This window comes from Microbacterium sp. 77mftsu3.1, assembly GCF_900100525.1.
Classification (GTDB): Bacteria; Actinomycetota; Actinomycetes; order Actinomycetales; family Microbacteriaceae; genus Microbacterium; species Microbacterium aquilitoris.
Map to the genome: position 1 here is coordinate 597,533 of NZ_FNCR01000002.1, position 24,467 is coordinate 621,999.

General features: G+C 68.9%; 20 protein-coding genes. 17 read left to right on the forward strand and 3 right to left on the reverse strand.

Annotation, left to right across the window (positions count from 1 at the left end; translation table 11 throughout):
- Positions 1-2 precede the first annotated feature (2 nt).
- Together BLR68_RS07815 and BLR68_RS07820 are read left to right on the forward strand one after the other, a co-directional pair.
- The gene (locus BLR68_RS07815; RefSeq protein WP_018187382.1) at positions 3-1,052 is read left to right on the forward strand and encodes a lipoate-protein ligase LplAB; all 1,050 of its coding nucleotides are present in this window, start codon (positions 3-5) and stop codon (positions 1,050-1,052) included.
- Positions 1,049-1,996 carry a DNA-methyltransferase gene (locus tag BLR68_RS07820; RefSeq protein ID WP_018187381.1) on the forward strand — a complete coding sequence of 316 codons (948 nt, stop codon included), beginning with the start codon at positions 1,049-1,051 and terminating at the stop codon, positions 1,994-1,996. Before BLR68_RS07815 ends, BLR68_RS07820 begins: the two co-directional genes overlap by 4 nt.
- 86 nt (positions 1,997-2,082) lie before the next feature.
- On the opposite strand, the gene BLR68_RS07825 is transcribed toward BLR68_RS07820, so the two are convergent.
- Positions 2,083-2,604: a hypothetical protein gene (locus BLR68_RS07825; protein ID WP_018187380.1), complete on the reverse strand. Its 522-nt coding sequence runs from the start codon at positions 2,602-2,604 to the stop codon at positions 2,083-2,085.
- 72 nt (positions 2,605-2,676) lie between these two features.
- Positions 2,677-3,513, reverse strand: coding sequence for an alpha/beta fold hydrolase (locus BLR68_RS07830; protein ID WP_018187379.1), 837 nt, complete (start codon positions 3,511-3,513; stop codon positions 2,677-2,679).
- Between the two features lie 130 nt (positions 3,514-3,643).
- Between BLR68_RS07830 and pxpA the strand changes: the two genes are divergently transcribed.
- The 6 genes from pxpA to BLR68_RS07860 all read left to right on the forward strand — a co-directional run bounded on the left by pxpA (position 3,644) and on the right by BLR68_RS07860 (position 14,926).
- Positions 3,644-4,399 (forward strand): 5-oxoprolinase subunit PxpA, encoded by a 756-nt coding sequence (gene pxpA / locus BLR68_RS07835; protein WP_018187378.1) that lies wholly within the window; start codon positions 3,644-3,646, stop codon positions 4,397-4,399.
- On the forward strand, positions 4,396-5,934 hold the full coding sequence (locus tag BLR68_RS07840; RefSeq protein ID WP_256335342.1) for a 5-oxoprolinase subunit B/C family protein: 1,539 nt from the start codon (positions 4,396-4,398) through the stop codon (positions 5,932-5,934). The genes pxpA and BLR68_RS07840 overlap by 4 nt, the downstream gene beginning before the upstream one ends.
- A gap of 27 nt (positions 5,935-5,961) precedes the next feature.
- A complete protein-coding gene (locus tag BLR68_RS07845) occupies positions 5,962-6,546 on the forward strand; it encodes a hypothetical protein (RefSeq protein ID WP_018187376.1) in 585 nt (194 codons plus the stop codon).
- Positions 6,547-6,783: 237 nt separating this feature from the next.
- Positions 6,784-10,281: a DNA-directed RNA polymerase subunit beta gene (locus BLR68_RS07850; RefSeq protein ID WP_018187375.1), complete on the forward strand. Its 3,498-nt coding sequence runs from the start codon at positions 6,784-6,786 to the stop codon at positions 10,279-10,281.
- 41 nt (positions 10,282-10,322) lie between these two features.
- Positions 10,323-14,198: a DNA-directed RNA polymerase subunit beta' gene (gene rpoC, locus BLR68_RS07855; protein ID WP_018187374.1), complete on the forward strand. Its 3,876-nt coding sequence runs from the start codon at positions 10,323-10,325 to the stop codon at positions 14,196-14,198.
- A gap of 101 nt (positions 14,199-14,299) precedes the next feature.
- A complete protein-coding gene (locus BLR68_RS07860) occupies positions 14,300-14,926 on the forward strand; it encodes a hypothetical protein (RefSeq protein ID WP_018187373.1) in 627 nt (208 codons plus the stop codon).
- A gap of 25 nt (positions 14,927-14,951) precedes the next feature.
- Here BLR68_RS07860 and BLR68_RS07865 read toward each other — a convergent pair whose 3' ends face one another.
- The gene (locus tag BLR68_RS07865) at positions 14,952-15,560 is read right to left on the reverse strand and encodes a hypothetical protein (protein WP_040570586.1); all 609 of its coding nucleotides are present in this window, start codon (positions 15,558-15,560) and stop codon (positions 14,952-14,954) included.
- 131 nt (positions 15,561-15,691) lie between these two features.
- On the opposite strand from BLR68_RS07865, the gene BLR68_RS07870 reads away from it, so the two are divergent.
- The 9 genes from BLR68_RS07870 (at position 15,692) to BLR68_RS07910 (ending at position 24,429) form a co-directional block, all read left to right on the forward strand.
- A complete protein-coding gene (locus BLR68_RS07870; protein ID WP_051082816.1) occupies positions 15,692-16,768 on the forward strand; it encodes a hypothetical protein in 1,077 nt (358 codons plus the stop codon).
- A gap of 16 nt (positions 16,769-16,784) precedes the next feature.
- Positions 16,785-17,252, forward strand: coding sequence for a hypothetical protein (locus tag BLR68_RS07875; RefSeq protein WP_018187371.1), 468 nt, complete (start codon positions 16,785-16,787; stop codon positions 17,250-17,252).
- A 65-nt stretch (positions 17,253-17,317) separates the two neighbouring features.
- Complete coding sequence (locus BLR68_RS07880; RefSeq protein WP_018187370.1) at positions 17,318-17,977, forward strand: hypothetical protein; 660 nt, start codon at positions 17,318-17,320, stop codon at positions 17,975-17,977.
- A 34-nt stretch (positions 17,978-18,011) separates the two neighbouring features.
- Complete coding sequence (locus BLR68_RS07885; protein ID WP_051082814.1) at positions 18,012-19,388, forward strand: DUF5684 domain-containing protein; 1,377 nt, start codon at positions 18,012-18,014, stop codon at positions 19,386-19,388.
- A gap of 305 nt (positions 19,389-19,693) precedes the next feature.
- Positions 19,694-20,062 carry a 30S ribosomal protein S12 gene (gene rpsL / locus BLR68_RS07890; protein WP_018187369.1) on the forward strand — a complete coding sequence of 123 codons (369 nt, stop codon included), beginning with the start codon at positions 19,694-19,696 and terminating at the stop codon, positions 20,060-20,062.
- A gap of 5 nt (positions 20,063-20,067) precedes the next feature.
- Positions 20,068-20,538 (forward strand): 30S ribosomal protein S7, encoded by a 471-nt coding sequence (gene rpsG, locus BLR68_RS07895; protein WP_018187368.1) that lies wholly within the window; start codon positions 20,068-20,070, stop codon positions 20,536-20,538.
- A gap of 77 nt (positions 20,539-20,615) precedes the next feature.
- The gene (gene fusA / locus BLR68_RS07900) at positions 20,616-22,730 is read left to right on the forward strand and encodes an elongation factor G (RefSeq protein WP_026302910.1); all 2,115 of its coding nucleotides are present in this window, start codon (positions 20,616-20,618) and stop codon (positions 22,728-22,730) included.
- Positions 22,731-22,877: 147 nt separating this feature from the next.
- Positions 22,878-24,068: an elongation factor Tu gene (gene tuf / locus BLR68_RS07905; RefSeq protein ID WP_018187366.1), complete on the forward strand. Its 1,191-nt coding sequence runs from the start codon at positions 22,878-22,880 to the stop codon at positions 24,066-24,068.
- A 145-nt stretch (positions 24,069-24,213) separates the two neighbouring features.
- Positions 24,214-24,429, forward strand: a complete 216-nt coding sequence (locus tag BLR68_RS07910) for an Rv0909 family putative TA system antitoxin (protein WP_018187365.1) — start codon at positions 24,214-24,216, stop codon at positions 24,427-24,429.
- Positions 24,430-24,467: the final 38 nt, after the last annotated feature.

Sequence of the window (24,467 nt, forward strand, 5' to 3'; positions counted from 1 at the left end):
CCATGCACGGCGAGTACAAGGTCCCTGGCGGCAAGCTGGTCGTCGTCGACCTCGAGGTGGAGGACGGCCGCATCGCGGACTTCCACCTCGCGGGCGACTTCTTCCTCGAACCCGACGACGCGCTGGCCGACATCGATGCGGCGGTGACGGGTCTGCCCGTCGAAGCCGACGTCGCGACGATCGCCGCCGCCGTCCGCGGCGCGCTCCCCGAGGGGGCGCAGCTGCTCGGCTTCACGCCCGAGGCCGTCGCCACCGCCGTCCGCCGCGCGCTCATCGTCGCGCCGGGCTGGGCCGAGTTCGAGTGGGAGGTCGTCCACGAGAAGGCTGTCTCGCCCGCGATGAACCTCGCGCTCGACGAGGTGCTGACCGCTCGCGTGGGCGACGGTCGACGCACCCCCACACTCCGCATCTGGGAGTGGAACGAGTCCGCCGTCGTCATCGGATCGTTCCAGTCGTACCGCAACGAGGTCGACCCCGAGGGTGCCGCGAAGCACGGCTTCCAGGTCGTCCGACGCATCTCCGGCGGCGGCGCGATGCTGATGGCGGCGAACTCGATCGTCACCTACTCGCTGTACGTGCCGGCATCCCTCGTCTCGGGCATGACCTTCGCAGACTCCTACGCCTTCCTCGACGACTGGGTGCTGCACGCGCTGCGCTCGCTCGGGATCGACGCGACGTACCAGCCGCTCAACGACATCGCATCGTCGAAGGGCAAGATCGGCGGCGCCGCGCAGAAGCGCCTCGCCAACGGGGGAGTGCTGCACCACGCGACCCTGAGCTACGACATGGACGGCCAGGTGCTGACCGAGGTTCTGCGCATCGGACGCGAGAAGCTCTCCGACAAGGGCACGGCATCGGCGGCCAAGCGCGTCGACCCGCTCCGCAGCCAGACCGGCATGGCGCGCGCCGACATCATCGAACGCTTCAAGGAGACGTTCACCTCGCTCTACGGCGCGAAGGCGGGCTCGATCTCCGAGGAGGAGTACGCCGAGGCCGAGGCGCTCGTCGAGTCGAAGTTCTCGACGGACGCCTGGCTGCGCCGCGTTCCGTGACCGTCGAGATCCATCTCGGCGACAACCTGGAGGTCGCCCGGCGCCTGCCGGACTCCTCGTTCGCGCTCATCTACCTCGATCCGCCCTTCAACACCGGGCGTACCCAGGAGCGGGCGATCGAGTCCGCGGTCCGTACTCAGTCTGCGCGTGCAGGCGCCGCCCTTTCGCCCGCAGAACCGCGCGGCGTCGACACCGGACCGGCGCCGACGGGGCTGAATACGGCACATCTCGTGCCCGATCCCGACGCGCCCGCGCCGGCCGTCGGTCCGGTCAAGGGCGGCTTCCGCGGCGCGTCCTACGCCCGCACGCGTGGCGCGTTGAAGCTGTACGACGACCGGTTCGACGACTACTGGGGGTTCCTCGAGCCGCGGCTGCGCGAGGCGTGGCGGCTCCTGGCCGACGACGGCACCCTCTACGTGCACCTCGACTACCGCGAGGCGCACTACGCGAAGGTCATGCTCGACGCCGTCTTCGGTCGGGAGTGCTTCCTCAACGAGCTCATCTGGGCGTACGACTACGGCGCGAAGTCGCGCAAGCGCTGGCCGAGCAAGCACGACACGATCCTCGTCTACGTCAAGGATCCGTCGGCGTACTTCTTCGACTCGGATGCCGTCGACCGAGAGCCCTACATGGCTCCGGGGCTCGTCACCCCCGAGAAGGCTGCTCGCGGCAAGCTGCCGACCGACGTCTGGTGGCACACGATCGTCCCGACCTCGGGGCGGGAGAAGACCGGCTACCCGACCCAGAAGCCCGAGGGCATCCTGCGGCGGATCGTGCAGGCGTCGAGCCGGCCGGGCGATCGGGTGCTCGACCTCTTCGCCGGCTCGGGGACGACGGGCGCGGTCGCCCACGCGCTCGGCCGCGACGCCGTGCTCGTCGACCACAGCTCCGAGGCGCTCGCCGTCATGCGAGCCCGGATCCCCGAGGCGACCGTCGTCGGCTGAGCCGCGGATCCGAGCAGCAACTGACAGCGGATGCCGGGGCGCCACGCCCCGGCATCCGTCTGCGGTCGTGGTGGACCGGTGTCCCGTCAGCCGCGACGGATGCGGGGTGCCGCCGCCCGCATCCGGGCGATATCGGCGTCGTCCACGACCTCGCGAGGCAGGATCATCGCCGGCCCGATGAGTCCGTGGATGCGCACCATCACCGAGTGCGGCGCCGTCGAGATGCGCCAGAAAGCGGATGCCGCCACCGTCAGGCTCGTGGTCGACGTGGTCACGGTGAGCCCTGCGTCAGTGACGGTGACGGTGAGGCGATCGCCCGTCGGGTAGAGCCCCTCGACGACCCGGGTCAGCTTCTGAGTGCCGAGGTGGCGGATCGCGACGAATCCGATCGCGATGAGCACCCCCCAGAAACCGGCCATGATCAGGGAGCGGACGTTCCCGTTCAGGGCGAACAGCCCCAGACCGTAGAGCAGGACGATCGCGGTCCCGGCGATCCACAGCCCCGTCTGCTTCTTCTGCTGGTGATCGCGCGCGAGGCGCCCCGCCAACCCGTGATCGACGACCATGCTCTTGCCCGTCACAGTTTCCTGCACGCCGGCATCCGCCATCGCGACCCCCTCGCTCGTGCCCTCATCGTGGCACGCTCGCGGTTCCGGTTCCACCACCGGGACCGGGGGGACTCAGTCCTGCAGGAAGCCGAGCAGCGCCTCGTTGACCTCGGCGCCGTGGGTCCACAGCAGGCCATGCGGAGCGCCCTCGATCTCGACGTACGTCGCCTCGGGCAGGAGCTCGCGGAACCTCCGCGCGGTCGCGTCGATCGGCAGGATGTTGTCGGCCGTCCCGTGCAGGATCAGCGCCGGCACCGTGACGGCGGGGATGTCGCTGCGGAAGTCGGTGGCCCAGGTCAGGGGAGCGGCGGCGATCGCGGCGTTGCCGGCCTGGTTCGCGACGGCGATCGACGCGTCGACGGCCTCCTGCGAGATGCGGGTCCCGAGGTAGTCGTCGAGGTTGTAGAAGTCCTGGAAGAACCCGGTCAGGAAGGCATACCGGTCCTCGGCGACGGCGGCAGCCGTGCCGTCGAAGAAGGCCTGGTCGCCGGCGCCGTCGGGGTTGTCGTCGGTCTTCAGCAGCCACGGCTCGAGCGAGCCGAGGAAGGCGACCTTGGCGATGCGGTCCGCGCCGTAGCGCGACAGGTAGCGTGCGATCTCGCCGGTTCCCATCGAGAAGCCGACGAGCACCGCGTCGGTGAGCTCGAGTTCCTCGATGAGCGCGCGCAGGTCGGCGGCGAAGGTGTCGTAGTCCGAGCCCGACGCCGTCTTCGTCGACGCGCCGAACCCACGGCGGTCGTAGGCGATGACGCGGTAACCGGCCTCGAGGAGCGCGGCCTGCTGCTTGCCCCAGGACTCCCCGTTCAGGGGGAACCCGTGGATCAGCACGACGGGCTGGCCGGATCCCTGATCGGTGTAGAAGATGTCGACGTCGACCGAGTTCTCGGTCCCCACGGTGATGTGCGCCACAGCGGCTCTCCTTCCGGCCGGAGTGGATCTCCGGCGACACCTCGACGCTATGGTCCGTGCAGGTGCCGAGCCAGGGCTTGACGGATCCTTCGTCCGTCGTCCACCGCCCGCCCGCCGGTACCGTGGCCTCATGGCGTCGATCGACCTGAACGCGGACCTCGGTGAGACCGTCGACGGCGCGCCGACCGCCGACGATGAGGCGATGTTCGCGGTCGTCTCCAGTGCGTCGGTGGCCTGCGGCGGACACGCCGGTGACGCCGCGTCGATGACGGATGCCGTCGCCCGCGCGACGGCTGCGGGCGTCGCCGTGGGCGCACATCCCTCCTTCGTCGATCGGGCCGGCTTCGGTCGTGTCGCGCGCTCCGTCGCGCCCGACCTCCTTCGCGCGCAGGTGCGCGCGCAGATCGGCGCGCTCGTCGCCGCCGGCGCCGACCTCCGCTACGTGAAGCCGCACGGCGCGCTCTATCACTCCGTCACGGTCGATTCCGCGTCAGCGGAGGCCGTCGTGGCCGCCGTGGCCGACATCGCCCACGACCTCGGCAGGCCGCTGCCGTTGCTCGGGATGCCGGGTGTCGTCGTCGGGGCCGCAGCGGCCCGCGGCATCCCGTTCCTCATCGAGGCGTTCCTCGACCGCGGCTACCTGCCGTCCGGCGCGCTCGTGCCCCGCGGCGAAGCGGGCGCGCTGCTGCACGACGCCGACGCGGTCGCCGCGCGGGCGGTCCGGCTCGCCGGCGACGGGCTGGTCGACGCGGTCGACGGGTCGACGCTCCGGGTGCAGGCGGCCTCCCTGTGCCTGCACGGCGACACCGCGGGGTCGGTCGCCATGGCCCGGGCGGTGCGGGCCGCGCTCGACACGGCGGGGGTCGCGGTGCGCGCCCCGTGGTGATCCGCCCATTCGGCGACAGCGCGCTCCTCGTCGAGGTCGGCGGGCTCGCGGATGTCCTCGACCTCCATGCGCGACTCGCCGACGCGGCCCCGCCCGGCGTGCTCGATCTGGTCCCGGCGGCGCGGACGGTGCTCGTGCACGTCGACACCGCCGTCCTCCCGCTGTCCGCAGCCCGCACCTGGATCACGGCGGGGGAGAGCGCTGAGAGGCGCGCTGGCACGGCGCCGGCGCAGACCGAGGTCGAGCTGCCCGTCGCCTACGACGGCCCGGACCTCGCCGAGGCGGCATCCCTCGTCGGTCTCTCACCCGACGCGCTCATCGGGCGGCACCTCGCGGCGCGGTGGCGCGTCGCGTTCACCGGCTTCGCACCCGGGTTCGGGTACCTCGTCAGCGACGACTGGAACCTCGACATGCCGCGACGGGCGACGCCGCGCACCCGCGTGCCCCGCGGCGCGGTGGCGCTCGCCGGCGGGTTCACCGGCGCCTACCCGCGCGAGACCCCCGGCGGGTGGCAACTGATCGGCACGACGGACGCGCCCCTGTTCGACCCGAGCGCTGCCGAGTCCGTCCTCCTCCGCCCCGGAACGCTCGTGCGGTTCCGCCGCGTCGCCTCGGTGGCCGTCGCCGCGCCCGCGCAGGCCGTCCGGCCGGCGGGAGCCCCCGCGTTCGACGTCGTCGACCCGGGCGCCCTCGCGACGGTGCAGGATGCCGGTCGCCCCGGACGCCTGGCCGACGGGATCGCCCTCTCGGGAGCGGCTGACCGTCCGGCGTTCGCGGCTGCGAACCGGCTCGTCGGCAACACCGAGGGTGCTTCGGCGATCGAGATCACCCTGGGCGGGTTCCGCGCGACCTCCTCCCGCGACCTCTGGATCGCCGTGACGGGTGCGTGGGGCCCGGTCCGCATCGCCGACCGTGAGGTCGACGCCTACCGCCCGGTGCTGTGGCCGGCCGGCACCGACCTCTCGATCGGCGCGTTCCGGGCCGGCGTGCGCGCGGTCCTGGCCGTGCGCGGCGGTGTCGCCGCGGCAGCGGCGCTCGGGTCGGCCGCGACCGACTCGCTCGCAGGTCTCGGGCCGGCGCCGCTGCGCGCGGGCGACGCGGTCGCGACGGCGGATGCCGCGCGGCATCCGGTCCCCGCAGTGGACCTCTGGCCGTGGACGCCGCCGCCCGATGTGCTCGAGGTCACGATCGCCGCGGGGCCTCGCGCAGCGTGGTTCACCCCCGAGGCGCGTCGGGCGCTCGTCGAGAGCCGGTGGGTGGTCGGGGCGCGGGCGGATCGCGTCGGCATCCGCCTCGACGGTCCGTCGCTCGCGCGGACGCCGGACGCGGTGGGGCGCGAGCTCCCGAGTGAGGGGATGCTGCCGGGCGCCGTGCAGGTGCCGCCCGACGGCGTCCCGGTGATCCTCGGTCCCGACGGTCCGGTCACGGGTGGATACCCCGTGATCGGTGTCATCACGGCGGCCGGCCGGGCGGCGCTCGCGCAGGCTCGGCCGGGCTCTCATCTTCTGTTGCGGAGCGCAAGCCCCCGCCGGTGACACGCCTCGCCGCGTAGGGTCGGCGGCATGTCCCTCCGCCGCGCCTCCGCCGTCCTCCTGCTCCTGGCGGGACTGGGTCTCGCCGGATGCGCCGCGGAGTCCGCTCCGCCCGCCGAGTCGAGCCAGGCGGCTCCCGAGAGCGACGCCGTCGAGTTCGCGCCGGCGTCGGGCGAAGTGATCACCGCGGAGCAGTACACACTGACCCTGCCCGAGGGATGGGGCTACCCCGACGGTGCTCCCGACGGCTTCGACGAGACGACCTTCGCGGCCGACCTGACCATCGAGGACGGCTACCGCGACAACGTCAACATCCTGGTCTCCCCCGGGGGAGAGGTGACCTCCGAGCAGGTCGAGGAAGCGGGGGTCGCCCAGCTCGAGGAGGCCGGCGCGTCCGACGTGAAGGCGCTCGAGCGCGTCACGGCAGCCGGCTCCGAGTCGGCCCACCTGTCGGCACGCGTCGAGCAGGGGGAGACGCCCTACGTGATCGACCAGTTCTACCTGGTCAACGCGGGACAGACCTACATCGTGACGTTCGCGTCGGATGTGGAGAAGTCGCAGGAGGAACGGGACGCCCTCGCGCAGTCCGTCCTCGTGACCTGGCAGTGGACCTGACCCACGCCCGCGAGTTATACCGCAGCCCGTCGAACTCGTCAACGATTCGACTGGACACGGCGCGTCGCGCGTCCTATAGTGGGTAGTTGCGCTCCCCTCTACTTGCCCTCATATGGTGGTCGGCTTGTGCCTGCGCCCCCGACGGTCTCCGTCGGCGCGCGCCGCAGGCGTTGACGGGAGTACTCCACCTGACGACAAGGAAAACCAGCCCTCCCCGGGCTCACGGAGGTAATCCCCTTGGCTGCTGCGCGCAACGCAACTTCCACCACCACCAACAAGAACGGTCGCGGAGCATCCCGCCTCTCGTTCGCCAAGATCTCCGACACGCTGGAGGTCCCTGACCTCCTCGCGCTGCAGACCGAGTCGTTCGACTGGCTCGTCGGCAACGAGGCATGGAAGGCACGCGTCGCTCAGGCGCAGGCCGAGGGCCGCACCGACGTGCCCGAGATCAGCGGCCTCGAGGAGATCTTCGAGGAGATCTCGCCGATCGAGGACCTGGGCGAGACCATGCAGCTCTCGTTCACGAACCCGTACCTCGAGCCCGAGAAGTACTCCATCGAGGAGTGCAAGGAGCGCGGCAAGACCTACGCCGCCCCGCTCTACGTCGAGGCCGAGTTCATGAACCACCTCACGGGTGAGATCAAGACGCAGACGGTCTTCATGGGCGACTTCCCGCTCCAGACCGCCAAGGGCACGTTCATCATCAACGGCACCGAGCGCGTCGTCGTCTCGCAGCTCGTGCGTTCGCCCGGTGTCTACTTCGACAAGACGCCCGACAAGACCTCCGACAAGGACATCGTCTCGGCGCGCGTCATCCCCAGCCGCGGTGCGTGGCTCGAGTTCGAGATCGACAAGCGCGACCAGGTCGGCGTCCGCATCGACCGCAAGCGCAAGCAGTCGGTCACCGTCTTCCTGAAGGCCCTCGGCCTGTCGAGCGAAGACATCATGCAGGAGTTCGCGGGCTTCAGCTCGATCGAGGAGACCCTCGAGAAGGACACCATCCTCACGAAGGAAGATGCGCTCCGCGACATCTACCGCAAGCTCCGTCCGGGCGAGCAGGTCGCCGCCGAGGCCGCCCGCGCGCTGCTGGACAACTTCTACTTCAACTCGAAGCGCTACGACCTCGCCAAGGTCGGTCGCTACAAGATCAACCAGAAGCTGGGCATCGACAAGGCCCTCAGTGACTCGGTCCTGACCGTCGAGGACATCGTCGCGACGATCAAGTACCTCGTCCGTCTGCACCGCGGCGACGTCAGCTACGACGGCGTCCGCAGCGGCAAGCCCGCCGAGATCCGCCTGGACGTCGATGACATCGACAACTTCGGCAACCGTCGCATCCGTGCCGTCGGCGAGCTCATCCAGAACCAGGTCCGCACCGGTCTGTCCCGCATGGAGCGCGTCGTCCGCGAGCGCATGACCACGCAGGACATCGAGGCGATCACGCCGCAGACCCTGATCAACGTCCGCCCCGTCGTGGCCGCGATCAAGGAGTTCTTCGGAACCTCGCAGCTGTCGCAGTTCATGGACCAGAACAACCCGCTCGCGGGTCTGACCCACAAGCGTCGCCTGTCGGCGCTCGGCCCCGGTGGTCTGTCGCGTGAGCGCGCCGGCGTCGAGGTCCGTGACGTCCACCCCTCGCACTACGGCCGCATGTGCCCGATCGAGACCCCGGAAGGCCCGAACATCGGCCTGATCGGTTCGCTCGCATCGTTCGCTCGCATCAACGCGTTCGGCTTCATTGAGACGCCGTACCGCCGCGTCGTGGGCAACAAGGTCACCGACCAGATCGACTACCTGACGGCGGCTGAAGAGGCCGACTACGTCGTGGCCCAGGCCGGTGTCGAGCTCAACGCCGACGGCACGTTCGTCAACGACCGCATCCTGGCCCGTCGCGGTCAGGGCGGCGAGGTCGACCTGTTCCCCGTCGACGAGATCGGCTACATGGATGTCTCGCCGCGCCAGATGGTGTCGGTCGCGACCTCGCTCATCCCGTTCCTCGAGCACGACGACGCGAACCGCGCCCTCATGGGTGCGAACATGCAGCGTCAGGCCGTCCCGCTGCTGCGCAGCGAGTCGCCGATCGTCGGCACCGGTATGGAGGGCTACGCCGCCATCGACGCGGGTGACGTCCTCACGGCTCAGAAGGCCGGTGTCGTCTCCGAGGTCTCGGCCGACGTCGTCACCGTCCAGCTCGACGAGGGTGGCACGCAGGACTACTTCCTCCGGAAGTTCGACCGCTCCAACCAGGGCACGTCGTACAACCAGCGCGTCGTGGTCTCGGCCGGTGAGCGCGTCGAGGTCGGCGAGGTCATCGCCGACGGTCCCGCCACCGAGGAGGGTGAACTCGCCCTCGGCAAGAACCTCCTCGTCGCGTTCATGACGTGGGAGGGTCACAACTTCGAGGACGCGATCATCCTCAGCCAGGAGCTCGTCAAGAACGACACCCTCTCCTCGATCCACATCGAGGAGTACGAGGTCGACGCTCGCGACACCAAGCTGGGCAAGGAGGAGATCACCCGTGACCTCCCCAACGTCAGCCCCGACCTGCTGAAGGACCTCGACGAGCGCGGCATCATCCGCATCGGCGCCGAGGTGCGTCCCGGCGACATCCTCGTCGGCAAGGTCACGCCCAAGGGCGAGACCGAGCTCTCGGCCGAGGAGCGCCTGCTCCGCGCGATCTTCAACGAGAAGAGCCGCGAAGTCCGTGACACCTCGCTGAAGGTTCCCCACGGTGAGCAGGGCACGATCATCGCCGTCAAGGAGTTCAACGCCGAGGACGGCGACGACGAGCTCGGCTCGGGCGTCAACCGCCGCGTCGTGGTCTACATCGCCCAGAAGCGCAAGATCACCGCGGGCGACAAGCTCGCCGGTCGTCACGGCAACAAGGGCGTCATCGCGAAGATCCTGCCCGTCGAGGACATGCCGTTCATGGCGGACGGCACCCCGGTCGACGTCGTCCTCAACCCGCTCGGCATCCCCGGTCGAATGAACTTCGGCCAGGTCCTCGAGACCCACCTCGGGTGGGTCGCGAAGCAGGGCTGGAAGGTCGACGGCTCGCCGGAGTGGGCTGCGAAGCTCCCCGAGCAGGCTCGCGAGGCCGCTCCCGGCACGAAGGTCGCCACCCCGGTGTTCGACGGCGCGTTCGAGGAGGAGATCGCGGGTCTCCTCGACTCCACGAACCTGACCCGCGACGGAGAGCGTCTCATCGACAGCTCCGGCAAGGCGAAGCTGTTCGACGGTCGCTCCGGTGAGCCGTTCCCGGCCGGCATCTCGGTCGGTTACATGTACATCCTGAAGCTGCACCACCTTGTCGACGACAAGATCCACGCACGCTCGACGGGCCCCTACTCGATGATCACCCAGCAGCCGCTCGGCGGTAAGGCCCAGTTCGGTGGCCAGCGCTTCGGTGAGATGGAGGTCTGGGCGCTCGAGGCCTACGGCGCCGCATACGCGCTGCAGGAGCTGCTGACGATCAAGTCCGACGACATCGTGGGCCGCGTCAAGGTCTACGAAGCGATCGTCAAGGGCGAGAACATCCAGGAGCCCGGCATCCCGGAGTCGTTCAAGGTCCTCATGAAGGAGATGCAGTCCCTCTGCCTGAACGTCGAGGTCCTCTCGGCCGACGGCACCGAGGTGAACCTGCGTGACAGTGACGACGAGGCCTTCCGTGCAGCGGAAGAGCTCGGCATCAACATCTCCACCCGGTTCGAGTCGACGTCGATCGACGAGATCTGACCCGTACCGGCAACGAACAGAATTCCGACACAGGAGAATCAGTGCTCGAGTCACACACCTTCGATCAGCTTCGCATCGGTCTCGCCACCGCCGACGACATCCGTCGTTGGTCCTTCGGCGAGGTCAAGAAGCCCGAAACCATCAACTACCGCACCCTGAAGCCCGAGAAGGACGGCCTCTTCGGAGAGCAGATCTTCGGACCTTCGCGCGACTGGGAGTGCGCCTGCGGCAAGTACAAGCGCGTCCGCTTCAAGGGCATCGTCTGCGAGCGCTGCGGCGTGGAGGTCACCAAGTCCTCCGTCCGTCGTGAGCGCATGGGCCACATCGAGCTCGCCGCCCCCGTCACCCACATCTGGTACTTCAAGGGCGTTCCCTCGCGCCTCGGATACCTGCTGGACATGGCGCCGAAGGACCTCGAGAAGGTCATCTACTTCGCCGCCTACATGGTGATCTCGGTCGACGAGGATGCGCGTCACCGCGACCTGCCGACCCACGAGGCGAACCTCCGCCTCGAGATCAAGAACATCGCCGACCGTCGTGACGCCCGCGTCGCCGACCGCCTGCAGAAGCTGGAAGACGAGCTCGCCGCCCTCGAGGCGGAGGGAGCCAAGGCCGACCAGAAGAAGAAGGCCAAGGACGCCGCCGAGAAGGAGATGACCACGATCCGCAAGCGCGGCGACGAGCAGGTCGCCAAGCTCGAGCGGATGTGGGACGAGTTCCGCGGACTCGAGGTCGGTCAGCTCAAGCAGGAAGACGACATCTTCCAGGAGCTGCAGGACCGCTTCGGTCAGTACTTCGAGGCCTACATGGGCGCGGAGTCGATCAAGCGTCGCCTGCTGGCGTTCGACCTGGCCGCTGAGGCCGAGTCGCTCCACCTGCAGATCTCCGAGGGCAAGGGCCAGCGCAAGATCCGTGCGATCAAGCGTCTCAAGGTCGTCAACTCGTTCCTGTCGACGGGTATGAGCCCCGCATCGATGGTCCTGGACGTCGTCCCGGTCATCCCGCCGGAGCTCCGCCCCATGGTCCAGCTCGACGGTGGCCGTTTCGCCACGTCCGACCTGAACGACCTGTACCGTCGCGTGATCAACCGCAACAACCGTCTCCGTCGCCTGATCGACCTCGGTGCCCCCGAGATCATCGTCAACAACGAGAAGCGGATGCTGCAGGAGGCCGTCGACGCCCTGTTCGACAACGGCCGCCGCGGTCGTCCCGTCACCGGTACCGGCAACCGCGCCCTGAAGTCCCTCAGCGACATGCTGAAGGGTAAGCAGGGTCGTTTCCGCCAGAACCTGCTCGGCAAGCGCGTCGACTACTCTGGCCGTTCGGTCATCATCGTCGGCCCGCAGCTGAAGCTGCACCAGTGTGGTCTGCCCAAGCAGATGGCGCTGGAGCTCTTCAAGCCGTTCGTCATCAAGCGCCTGATCGACCTCGGTCACTCGCAGAACATCAAGGCCGCCAAGCGCGCCGTCGAGCGCACCCGTCCCGAGGTCTGGGACGTGCTCGAGGAGATCATCCGCGAGCGTCCGGTTCTGCTGAACCGTGCGCCCACGCTGCACCGCCTCGGCATCCAGGCGTTCGAGCCGCAGCTCGTCGAGGGCAAGGCCATCCAGCTCCACCCGCTCGTCTGCGCCGCCTTCAACGCGGACTTCGACGGTGACCAGATGGCCGTGCACCTGCCGCTGTCGGTCGAGGCTCAGGCCGAGGCCCGCGTGCTGATGCTCGCCTCGAACAACATCCTCAAGCCGTCTGACGGCCGTCCGGTCACCCTGCCCTCGCAGGACATGATCATCGGTCTGCACCACCTGACGACCCTCAAGGAGGGCGCTGCCGGTGAGGGCCGTGTGTTCGGTTCCGTCGGCGAGGCCATCCTGGCCAAGGACGAGGGCACCCTCGACCTGCAGGCCAAGGTCCGCATCCGCGTCCCCGGCCTGACCTTCCTCGAGGGGGAGGCTCCGGAGGGCTACGAGCGTCACGGTCTGGTGGATGCCTCGCTCGGCCAGGCGATCTTCAACGACACCCTCCCCAAGGGCTACCCGTTCGTTCGCGAGCAGGCCGACAAGGGCAAGCTGTCGCAGATCGTCAACAAGCTGGCTGAGGAGTACCCGAAGACCGAGGTCGCGGCATCCCTCGACCGGATCAAGGACGCCGGCTTCTACTGGGCCACTCGTTCGGGTGTGACCGTCGCCCTCAGCGACGTCCTCACGCCGCCGAACAAGAAGGAGATCGTCGCCGCCTACGAGAAGCAGGCAGCGAAGGTCCAGGGTCAGTTCGAGAAGGGCCTCACGACCGACGCCGAGCGTCGTCAGGAGCTCATCAAGATCTGGACCGAGGCGACCGACGAGGTCCAGAAGGCGATGCGGGACAACTTCCCGGCCGACAACACCATCAACCGCATGGTGAGCTCGGGCGCCCGTGGTAACTGGCTGCAGATCCGCAACATCGCGGGTATGCGAGGCCTGGTGAACAACCCCAAGGGTGAGATCATCCCCCGTCCGATCATCTCCTCGTACCGCGAGGGTCTGTCGGTGGCGGAGTACTTCATCGCGACGCACGGTGCCCGTAAGGGTCTGGCCGACACGGCCCTCCGTACGGCCGACTCGGGGTACCTCACGCGTCGTCTCGTGGACGTCTCGCAGGATGTCATCATCCGCGAGGAGGACTGCGGCACGACCAAGGGTCTCGAGTTCACGATCGCCGCTCCCGGCGCCGACGGCGAGCTCGTCCGCGACGCGAACGTCGAGAACTCGGTGTTCGCCCGTACCCTCGCCGCCGCCGTGGTCGACGCTCAGGGCACCGTCCTGGCCGAGGCCGGCGACGACGTGGGCGACGTCCTCATCGACAAGCTGGTCGCCGGTGGCATCGAGAGCATCAAGGTGCGCTCGGTCCTGACCTGCGACTCGGCCGTCGGTGTCTGCGCGAAGTGCTACGGCCGTTCGCTGGCCAGCGGCAAGCTCGTCGACATCGGCGAGGCCGTCGGCATCATCGCCGCTCAGTCGATCGGTGAGCCCGGTACCCAGCTGACGATGCGTACGTTCCACACCGGTGGTTCGGCATCGGCGGACGACATCACCCAGGGTCTGCCCCGTGTCCAGGAGCTGTTCGAGGCTCGTACCCCCAAGGGTGCGTCCCCGATCGCCGAGGCCGACGGTGTCATCAAGATCGATGAGACCGACAAGGCCAAGAAGCTCATCCTGACTCCGGACAACGGCGACGAGCCGCATGTCTACCCGGTCCTCAAGCGCGCCACCCTCCTCGTCGAGGACGGCCAGCGCGTCGAGGTCGGTCAGCCCCTGCAGGTCGGCACGCTCGACCCCAAGGAGGTCATGCGTGTCATGGGTGCCCGCGAGGTGCAGAAGTACCTCGTCGGCGGCGTGCAGGGCGTCTACCGCTCGCAGGGTGTGCCGATCCACGACAAGCACATCGAGGTCATCGTGCGCCAGATGCTGCGCAAGGTCACGGTCGTCGACCACGGCGAGACGGACCTGCTGCCCGGTGAGCTGGTGGACTTCAAGCGCTACCAGCAGATGAACCGCGAAGCGGTCGCCGCGGGCAAGCGCCCCGCGTCGGGTCGTCCCGAGCTGATGGGTATCACGAAGGCGTCGCTCGCGACCGAATCGTGGCTCTCGGCCGCGTCGTTCCAGGAGACCACCCGCGTCCTCACGCAGGCGGCCATGGAGGGCAAGAGCGACCCGCTCGTCGGCCTCAAGGAGAACGTCATCATCGGAAAGCTCATCCCCGCCGGCACCGGCCTTGCGAAGTACCGCAACGTCGTGGTCGAGGCGACGGAGGAGGCCAAGAGCGAGCGGTACCCCAACCGCATCTTCGCCTCGGACGGTGCGTACAGCGACGCCGACCTGAGCTACGTCGACTTCGACAGCTTCTCGACCGACGACTTCACCCCCGGCAGCTACAACTGATCGAGGTGTGATCGTCTGACCGAAGGCCCCTGGGACTCGTTCCCGGGGGCCTTCGGCGTTGCCGCGCGGAGGTGGCGCGGCGGGGCCACTACCGTGGACGCATGGCACGGGTGGGTGGGCGCAACGCCGCTTTCGCATGGTTCGTCGGCATCGTCAGCGCGGCGATCGTCGTGACGTTGCTCGTCCTCGCGATCCCGATGTTCCCGGCGGCGTCGCAGTGGCTCGCCCAGATCGGACGGACGTCGGACGGATCAGACGGTGCCGGGGCTCCGTCGCCCGGGGCGTCGAGCGCCTCCGATGCCGCGTCGTCGCCGCAAGGCTGCCGCGACCTCTACAACGACGCCGCGTGGGCGGTTCTGCGGCAGACCGACGGCGCCGTGGTCACCGCGTCGACGGACCCGCCCGTCTCGAGTGCGAAGGACGTCGTGGCCGCGCTCCAGCCCGCGGTCGTCCTCACGTGTCGCTGGACGTCCGATGCGGGTGAGATCTCGACGACGGTCGCGACCGTGCCGACGGATGCCGGGGCCATCGCTGCCGCATCCCTCCCCGCCAAGGGGTTCACGTGCGCCGACGACGACGGGCGCGTCCGATGCGAACGCACGGACGGCGATCTGGTCGAGTCGATCGAGGCGGGCGGTGGCCGGTGGCTGTCGACGTCGCAGCAGGCGTGGCATCCGTCCCGGTACGCCGAAGGCGTGGCGGATGCGGTGTGGCCGGCCGAGGGGTGAGCCCCTCAGCCCCGGACCCGAGCCCTCAGCCCCAGATCTTCGACACGATCGCCGCGGTGTAGCCCTGCGGGGCGAGGTTCGAGTACTGCGTGTCGATCGCCACTCCGTCGCGCCAGTAGACGGTGCGACCCACGGGGAGGCCGAGGTCGTCGGTGCCGCTCTTCTCGCACCGCAGGCCTTCGTCCGGCTCGTAGCAGAGGTAGCCGTCGTCGACGCCGAGCAGGTACAGGGCGTCGCGCGCTTCGCGCTCGGGGGAGTAGCCGACGACCGTGACGAGACTCGTGCGGCTGGCGCCCGGGTCGGCCCACACGCAGACGCGGCTGCTGTCGGGACGGATGCCGCCGCCCATCCCCGGGGCGTTCAGCGGGATGCCCTGGAGGGTGGTGAGGATGCTGTCGCTCAGGATGCTCTTGCAATCCGAGGGGAGCGGAGTGGTCGACGTCGACGGGCCGAACGGGAAGTCGGCGATCGCGACGGGCGTCATCGTCGGTGTGGGGGTTCCGGATGCCGCATCCGTCGGTGCGGGCCGGAGCGTGTCGGGCTCGGGAGCGCAGGCAGACACGGCGGCCGCGAGCGCGGCGGCGCCGACGAGGGCTCCGACGGCCCGTCCGATGCGTGCGCGCCGAGAGGACATGGTCACCACGATACGCACACCGCGCCACGCCGCCTGAAGAAACGACGGGGCGCCTCCCCGGCGCCCGCGGAACGCCGGGATACGCTCGCTTGAGCGGTGGCGCACGCCCCCGCGTGAGGAGTGACACGGCAATGAGCGACCCCAAGTTCGGCGAGCGGAACGACCAGGCCAACGAGCCCGCTTACGGTGAGCCGATCGAGGAGCCGACGACCTCCGACGACTCCCGCGGTGTCGACGACGTCGTCGGCAGTGCGAACGACAGCCTCGCCGACGCGGAGGCCGCCTCGCGCACCTCGGATGAGCGCACCCGCGGCGACCGTTCCTTCGACGTGACCGATCGGGGCTCCGACCTGTCGATCGACTACGGCAAGTACAGCGAACCCGACGCGCCCGTCGCCTCCAGCGCGGTCAGCAGCGAACCGCTCTACCGCCCGTCGGCCGAGACCCGCGACGATGCGGTGACCGAGGCCATGCCTCACGCCGATGCTCCCACCCGCGTCAACGAGTCCGTCCCCGCCGATTCGACGACGGATGCCGCGGCCCCCGCCGCAGCGACGGCTGCCGCCTCCCACGTAGACCAGACCCCGACGACGGTCACGTCCAGCGAGCCCGCCGCCGCGCCGACGGCCGCGTACTCGCAGCAGCCGATCTTCGTGCAGGCGCCCGAGGCTCCCCGCCCGCGCGGCAACCGCGGCGCTGCGGGCCTCATCGGCCTGCTCGCCGCGCTCGTTTTCGCCGTCCTCTACCTCGTGGCGATCCTCGGGCTGGATGCGCTCGAGAACGGACTCACGGTCGACACCGTCGCGCAGCGGCTCGTCGAGGTCGTGACGACCTGGGCGTTCTGGGTCCCCGTCGCCGTGTTCTTCCTCGGCTTCTGGCTGCTCGGCGCGTTCATCAACCGCGGTCGCTGGGGCCTCTGGGTCGTCTTCGGGCTGATCGTCGGTGCCGTCGCTTACGGCGGGCACATCCTCGGGCAGCTCTTCCAGGCCCCGTTCTGGTCCATCGCGCCGTCGCGCGCGAACGAGATCGTCGGCGAGCAGCTCCTCGCACCGCTCGCCGTCATCGCTTTCGTCCTCGGTCGCGAGATCACCATCTGGTTCGGTGCCTGGGTCGCCCGCCGCGGTCGTCGGGTCACCGAGCTGAACGACGAGGCGCAGCGCGAGTACGAGCGCACCCTCGAGGCCGGCCCCCAGCTCCACCAGTACTGATGACTGCCCGCGGCTGATGACCCAGCCCGCCGGCGTCGCAGCGCCGATCGCCACGTTCTTCGCGGCGGTCGGCTTCGCTGCGCTCGCGATCTGCGGATTCGGCTTCACGAGCCTGGTGACCGACACCGACGTCATCGCCGCACCGGGCCTCGGGCAGGGCGCCGGCATCGCCGCGATGCTGCTCGCGGCGGCCGCGTTCGCGGGCGCCGAGTACGGCGCGGTGCGCCGCGGACGGTACCCCGCCGCGGTGTGGGTCATGATCGCGACGGTGGCCGGTTATCTGGCGGGGATCGTGCTCGGGGGAGTGCTGACGGGTGCGGATGCGGCGCTCGCTCTGGGGGCGGCGGGCACGTTCTCGCTGTCCTGGTTCGCCCTCGTCCTCGCCGTCACCGCCGCCGCGGCGTCATGGGCCGGGATCGCCCTCGGGCGGACGCGCGCACGCCGACCCGAGTGGCCGTGGGAGCGCAGCGACGAGGACGAGTGACGGGCGCGGCATCCCGATGGCCGGAAATACCCCCGATCGGCCCGGATCTCCGCGAGAATGGGTCCGTGGAGCGCTCGCTCGAGACGCAGGTGAACCAGGCCGTCGAGGCCTGGTTGCGCTGGTTGCCGCGCTGGGAGCCCGCGACGCACCGTGGCCGGGTCGCTCCGTGCCGCCGATGTCTGGGGTCGCCGATCCTGTCGGCAGCGGGCCTCGGATCCGACGTCCCGCACGGTGTGCAGCACGGCCTGTCGACGCGGATCAAGACGATCGTCGACTCGTCCGTCGCGCAGTACACCGAGCGCAACCTGCCCATGCTGCAGGCCGAGCTCGATCAGCAGGCTGATCGCAACAGGTCCCGCACCTACCGCCCGTCCGAGGGACTCGAGCCCGAGTTCGAGGGCCTTCCCCTCGACCCCGACCCGGTCCCCGGCGCGCCCTTCCTCTTCACGATCGCCGGCATGGCCGATGAAGCGGATGCCGCCGTGCCCGCGCTCCCGCCGCTCACCGAGGATGCGAAGGCCGCACTCCGGCAGGAGGTCCGGCTGGCCGACGAATACGCGAGCATGGTCGGCCGCGAGGTGTGCACGATCCTCCTGCGCCACCGGCTCCGGATCCAGACCGCGGTCGCGCAGTACGTGGAGCCGCAGATCGCCGCGATGCTCGAGGAGCTGACACGGTCGCTGGATGCGCCGTTCGACACCGGCGAGGGACTCCCGGGCGTCTGACCGCACGCCTCACCTGCTCATTTAGGGTGGGGGGATGAACACGGGTGTCGACAGCGGTGCGGGTGTCGTCCTGGGACTGCTGTCGATCATCCTCGGCCTCGCCGTCTACGTCTGGATCGCCCTCGCACTGTCGGCCGCCTTCCGGAAGATGGGCGAGGAGTCGTGGCACGCCTGGGTGCCGGTGCTGAACGTCGCCGTCCTCCTCCGCTGGGGCGGGTTCTCGCCCTGGCTCGCCCTCCTCGTGCTCGTCCCCGGCCCCGGGACCGTCGCGGTGTGGGTGCTGATCGTTGTGACGATCCACCGCCTGAACCCCGGTTTCGGCTACGGCACCGGGATGACGGTGGTCGGTGCGCTGCTGTTCCCCGTATGGGTCACGATCGTCGGGTTCGGACCGGCGGAGTGGCGCGGTGCTCGTCCCGCCCACCTGCGACCCGCGTCACCGTCGCCTGCCCCCTCCCCGCTGTATCCGCCGCTCGACTCGTTCTCCTCGGAGTTCGGCGCCCCGCTCCCGCCGCCGGCGTTCCCCGCACCCGCCGAGCCCGCCCCGGCCGTCCCGCGCGCCGGGACGACACCGCAGCCTCCGGCATCCGTCGCCCCGGAGCCGTGGACGCCGGTGGCGCACGATGCGCCCGCGGCCGAGCAGCCCGCCTCCGACCAAGCGCCTCTCGAGCAGCCCGACCCCACGTCGCCGAATCCGACCTTCCGTTCCGAGTCGCCGTGGCGGGAGGACGTGGACGAGGTGTCCGCGGTGTCTCCTGCGCCTTTCCCGCCGAACGCAGCCCGCGGCGGGGCCGTCGATCCCACCGCCGACCCGGGGATCATCTCCGCGGTTCCGGGACGCGACGAGGCACCCGTCGCCTGGGTGCGCCCGGCCGCAGCCGGAGCGGACCGCGATGAGAGCGATGTGTTCCCGGAACTGACCGACGAGGTGTCCGCCGTGGCGGGCTCGCCGGCGGCGGGCGCGCCCGTCGCGGCGACGTCGTCGGTGTCGGCCCAGGAGCGCGTGCGCGACGAGGCCGATGTCGCTCCGATGGACGACGAGCTCGAACGCACGGTCGTCGTCCGGCGTGGCCACGCCCGGTGGGAGCTCGTGCTCCCGGACGGGGCGACCGTGCCGCTGTCGGGAGACGTCGTCGTCCTCGGGCGCAACCCCGTCGCCGACCCCGCGCATCCTCGGGCGCAGCTCGTGGCGATCGCCGATCCGACGCGCACGGTGTCGAAGACCCACGCGCGTCTGGAACGTCGTGGCGACACGTGGCGCATCGTCGATCTGGGCTCGACGAACGGCATCCTGCTGCCGAATCTCGGGGCGGACGTCGAGGTCGAACCGGGCGTCGACGCCGAGGTCGCCGATCGCTTCCTGCTCGGTGACGCATCGATCCGGCTGCAGCGGGTGGATGCCGGTTCCTGAGGCTCGAGTACCGTCACCTGAGCACTCGCGGTGAACACCGGCCTCGTTTGACCCGGGTTCGCGATCCCGCGTATCATTGACCGGGTGTGCGCATACGCGCGCCCTGCGACGTGCCTAGGTTCGGAGCAGGCGAGGCGAACGCATCCAGGGACAGGGCCTGCGAACAGGTCACCCCCACGGCATATCCATCACCCCGCACGTCGCACTCGCGGCGCGCTGATGGATCTGTGGTGAAACCACGAACGCTGTCACCGTGCAGCACCTGTGCGAGGCGAGAGCCGAGCGCAGATCGACAAGGAGAGAACGTGCCAACCATTCAGCAGTTGGTTCGCAAGGGTCGCTCGCCGAAGGTCACCAAGACCAAGGCGCCCGCCCTGAAGGCGAACCCGCAGCAGGCGGGTGTCTGCACCCGCGTGTACACGACCACGCCCAAGAAGCCGAACTCGGCGATGCGCAAGGTCGCCCGTGTGAAGCTCCGCAACGGGACCGAGGTCACCGCCTACATCCCCGGTGAGGGCCACAACCTGCAGGAGCACTCGCTCGTGCTGGTCCGTGGTGGTCGTGTCAAGGACCTCCCCGGTGTGCGTTACAAGATCGTCCGCGGCGCCCTGGACACCCAGGCCGTCAAGAACCGTAAGCAGGCTCGCAGCCGCTACGGCGCCAAGAAGGGTTGAGTTAGATGCCTCGCAAGGGACCCGCACCCCGCCGCGTCGTCGTCAACGACCCGGTCTACGGTGCTCCGATCGTCACCCAGCTGGTGAACAAGATCCTCGTCGATGGCAAGAAGTCCATCGCCGAGGCCATCGTCTACAACGCCCTCAAGGGCGTCGAGGCGAAGAACGGCCAGGACGCCGTCGCGACGCTTAAGAAGGCGCTCGACAACGTCCGCCCCACCCTCGAGGTCAAGAGCCGCCGTGTCGGTGGCTCGACCTACCAGGTTCCCGTCGAGGTCAAGCCGCACCGTGCGAACACGCTCGCGCTGCGCTGGCTCGTCTCGTACGCGAAGGGTCGCCGTGAGAAGACCATGACCGAGCGCCTCCAGAACGAGATCCTGGATGCCTCGAACGGCCTCGGTGCCGCGGTGAAGCGCCGCGAGGACACCCACAAGATGGCCGAGTCGAACCGCGCCTTCGCGCACTACCGCTGGTAATCAGCACCTCGGTGACCGGCCGGGCAACCCCCGGCCGGTCACCTCGCGACATCCGTCACTACACGTAAGGACACCCCGTGGCACAAGAAGTGCTCACCGACCTCAACAAGGTCCGCAACATCGGCATCATGGCGCACATCGATGCCGGCAAGACGACGACGACCGAGCGCATCCTCTTCTACACGGGTGTCAACCACAAGCTGGGCGAGACCCACGACGGCGCCTCGACCACCGACTGGATGGAGCAGGAGAAGGAGCGCGGCATCACGATCACGTCTGCCGCCGTGACCTGCTTCTGGAACAAGAACCAGATCAACATCATCGACACCCCCGGTCACGTCGACTTCACGGTCGAGGTGGAGCGCTCGCTCCGCGTCCTCGACGGTGCCGTCGCCGTCTTCGACGGCAAGGAGGGCGTCGAGCCCCAGTCCGAGACCGTGTGGCGTCAGGCCGACAAGTACGACGTCCCCCGCATCTGCTTCGTCAACAAGATGGACAAGCTCGGCGCGGACTTCTACTTCACCGTCGACACCATCATCAAGCGCCTCGGTGCCAAGCCGCTCGTGCTGCAGCTCCCGATCGGTGCCGAGAACGACTTCGTCGGCGTCATCGACCTCGTCGAGATGCGCGCACTGGTGTGGCCCGGTGACTCCAAGGGTGACGTCACCATGGGCGCCAAGTACGAGGTCCAGGAGATCCCCGCCGACCTCAAGGACCGCGCTGACGAGTACCGTCAGAAGCTCCTCGAGACCGTCGCCGAGTCCGACGACGAGCTGCTCGAGAAGTTCTTCGGCGGCGAAGAGCTGAGCCTGGCCGAGATCAAGGGCGCCATCCGCAAGATGACCGTCGCCGGCGAGCTCTACCCCGTGCTCTGCGGCTCCGCGTTCAAGAACCGCGGCGTCCAGCCGATGCTCGACGCGGTCGTCGACTACCTCCCGTCGCCCCTCGACGTGCCCGCCATCGAGGCGCACGACCCGAAGGACGAGGAGAAGGTCATCGAGCGTCACCCCGACGCCAACGACCCGTTCGCCGCGCTGGCCTTCAAGGTCGCCGTGCACCCGTTCTTCGGCCGCCTGACCTACATCCGCGTCTACTCGGGTCAGCTCGACTCGGGTGCGCAGGTCATCAACTCGACCAAGGGCAAGAAGGAGCGCATCGGGAAGATCTTCCAGATGCACGCCAACAAGGAGAACCCGGTCGACGCGGTCACCGCCGGCAACATCTACGCCGTCATCGGCCTGAAGGACACCACCACCGGTGACACCCTGGCCGACCCGAACGAGCCGGTCGTCCTCGAGTCGATGACGTTCCCCGAGCCCGTCATCGAGGTCGCCATCGAGCCGAAGACCAAGGCCGACCAGGAGAAGCTGGGCATCGCGATCCAGAAGCTCGCCGAAGAGGACCCGACGTTCCGCACCGAGCTCAACCCCGAGACCGGTCAGACCGTCATCAAGGGCATGGGCGAGCTGCACCTCGACATCCTCGTCGACCGCATGAAGCGCGAGTTCCGCGTCGAGGCGAACGTCGGCAAGCCGCAGGTCGCGTACCGCGAGACGATCAAGAAGACCGTCGAGCGTCACGACTACACGCACAAGAAGCAGACCGGTGGTTCGGGTCAGTTCGCGAAGATCCAGTTCGCCCTCGAGCCCCTCGAGGTCACCCCGGACAAGATCTACGAGTTCGAGAACAAGGTCACCGGTGGCCGCATCCCGCGTGAGTACATCGAGCCCACCAACCAGGGCTTCCAGGACGCCATGCAGGTCGGCGTGCTCGCCGGCTTCCCCATGGTGGGTGTCAAGGCGATCCTGACCGATGGCGCGTCGCACGACGTCGACTCGTCCGAGATGGCGTTCAAGATCGCCGGTTCGATGGGCTTCAAGGAGGCCGTCCGCAAGGCGAACCCCGTTCTCCTCGAGCCGCTCATGGCGGTCGAGGTCCGTACTCCCGAGGAGTACATGGGCGACGTCATCGGCGACCTGAACTCGCGTCGTGGCCAGATCCAGTCCATGGAGGACGGTGCGGGCATCAAGATCGTCCGCGCCCTCGTCCCCCTGTCGGAGATGTTCGGCTACATCGGCGACCTGCGCTCGAAGACCTCGGGTCGTGCGGTCTACGCGATGGAGTTCGACAGCTACTCCGAGGTCCCGCGCGCGGTGGCCGACGAGATCGTCCAGAAGACCAAGGGCGAGTAACACCCGCTCTTCGGATGCCGGGGGCCCGGCCCCCGGCATCCGCCCAAACTGAATATCGTCACGTCAACTACACTGACAACATCCCCGTAGAAACCCGGTCGCAATCCAGCGCCCGGATGACTACACGACAGTCCTGAGGAGGACCCAGTGGCCAAGGCCAAGTTCGAGCGGACCAAGCCGCACGTCAACATCGGAACGATCGGTCACGTCGACCACGGCAAGACCACGCTCACCGCTGCCATCTCGAAGGTGCTCGCCGACAAGTTCCCGTCGGCCACCAACGTGCAGCGTGACTTCGCGTCGATCGACTCCGCTCCCGAAGAGCGCCAGCGTGGTATCACGATCAACATCTCGCACGTCGAGTACGAGACCCCGAAGCGTCACTACGCGCACGTCGACGCCCCGGGTCACGCTGACTACATCAAGAACATGATCACCGGTGCTGCCCAGATGGACGGCGCGATCCTCGTGGTCGCCGCCACCGACGGCCCGATGGCTCAGACGCGTGAGCACGTCCTGCTCGCCAAGCAGGTCGGCGTGCCGTACCTGATGGTCGCGCTGAACAAGGCCGACATGGTCGACGACGAGGAGATCCTGGAGCTCGTCGAGCTCGAGGTCTCCGAGTTGCTCGCCTCGCAGGGCTTCGCCGAGGACGCTCCGGTCGTCCGCGTCTCGGGCCTCAAGGCGCTCGAGGGCGACGAGAAGTGGGTCCAGTCGATCCTCGACCTCATGGAGGCCGCGGACGAGAACATCCCCGACCCCGTGCGTGACAAGGACAAGCCGTTCCTCATGCCGATCGAGGACGTCTTCACGATCACCGGTCGTGGAACGGTCGTCACCGGTCGCGCCGAGCGTGGCACCCTCGCCATCAACTCCGAGGTCGAGATCGTCGGCATCCGCCCGACGCAGAAGACCACGGTCACGGGTATCGAGATGTTCCACAAGCAGCTCGACGAGGCCTGGGCCGGCGAGAACTGTGGTCTGCTCCTCCGTGGTCTCAAGCGTGACGACGTCGAGCGTGGCCAGGTCGTCGTGAAGCCGGGTTCGGTTACGCCGCACACCAACTTCGAGGGCACTGCCTACATCCTCTCGAAGGAGGAGGGTGGCCGTCACAACCCCTTCTACACGAACTACCGCCCGCAGTTCTACTTCCGCACCACGGACGTCACCGGCGTCATCTCGCTGCCCGAGGGCACCGAGATGGTCATGCCCGGTGACACCACGGACATGACGGTGGAGCTCATCCAGCCCATCGCCATGGAAGATGGACTCGGCTTCGCGATCCGTGAGGGTGGCCGCACCGTCGGCGCCGGCACGGTGACCAAGATCATCAAGTAAGTCCTTTCGGACTCACCGACAAGGGGTCGGGCCTTCGGGCCCGGCCCCTTCGTCGTTGCCGCAAGGGGTGCCGCCCGAATCCTCGGCGACCTAGACTGACCGCGCCGCGACACCCGCGCGGGCATCGATGGAGATGAGGGAGAGCATGGGAATCGACGACATCGTGGGCAAGGGGAAGCAGTTCCTCGAGCAGCACAAGGACGAGATCGAGAAGAACCTGAAGTCCGACCAGGCCGAGGACGTGAGCGACAAGGTGCTCGACGCGGCGGCCGAGTTCGTGAAGAAGGTGGCTCCCGACTCCGTCGACGCCAAGGTCGACGAGGTCCGCGACAACGTGGATCGGCGCATCGGCAACGAGTGACGATCGCGCGAAGGGGACGGATGCAGCTCGCATCCGTC

Coding starts and splice junctions, on each gene's coding strand:
- BLR68_RS07910 (WP_018187365.1), top strand. CDS start 24,214: ATGGGAATCGACGACATCGTGGGCAAGGGGAAGCAGTTCCTCGAGCAG.
- BLR68_RS07885 (WP_051082814.1), top strand. CDS start 18,012: ATGAACACGGGTGTCGACAGCGGTGCGGGTGTCGTCCTGGGACTGCTG.
- BLR68_RS07815 (WP_018187382.1), top strand. CDS start 3: ATGCACGGCGAGTACAAGGTCCCTGGCGGCAAGCTGGTCGTCGTCGAC.
- pxpA (WP_018187378.1), top strand. CDS start 3,644: ATGGCGTCGATCGACCTGAACGCGGACCTCGGTGAGACCGTCGACGGC.
- BLR68_RS07875 (WP_018187371.1), top strand. CDS start 16,785: ATGACCCAGCCCGCCGGCGTCGCAGCGCCGATCGCCACGTTCTTCGCG.
- BLR68_RS07825 (WP_018187380.1), bottom strand. CDS start 2,604: ATGGCGGATGCCGGCGTGCAGGAAACTGTGACGGGCAAGAGCATGGTC.
- rpsG (WP_018187368.1), top strand. CDS start 20,068: ATGCCTCGCAAGGGACCCGCACCCCGCCGCGTCGTCGTCAACGACCCG.
- BLR68_RS07865 (WP_040570586.1), bottom strand. CDS start 15,560: ATGTCCTCTCGGCGCGCACGCATCGGACGGGCCGTCGGAGCCCTCGTC.
- BLR68_RS07860 (WP_018187373.1), top strand. CDS start 14,300: ATGGCACGGGTGGGTGGGCGCAACGCCGCTTTCGCATGGTTCGTCGGC.
- BLR68_RS07845 (WP_018187376.1), top strand. CDS start 5,962: ATGTCCCTCCGCCGCGCCTCCGCCGTCCTCCTGCTCCTGGCGGGACTG.
- BLR68_RS07870 (WP_051082816.1), top strand. CDS start 15,692: ATGAGCGACCCCAAGTTCGGCGAGCGGAACGACCAGGCCAACGAGCCC.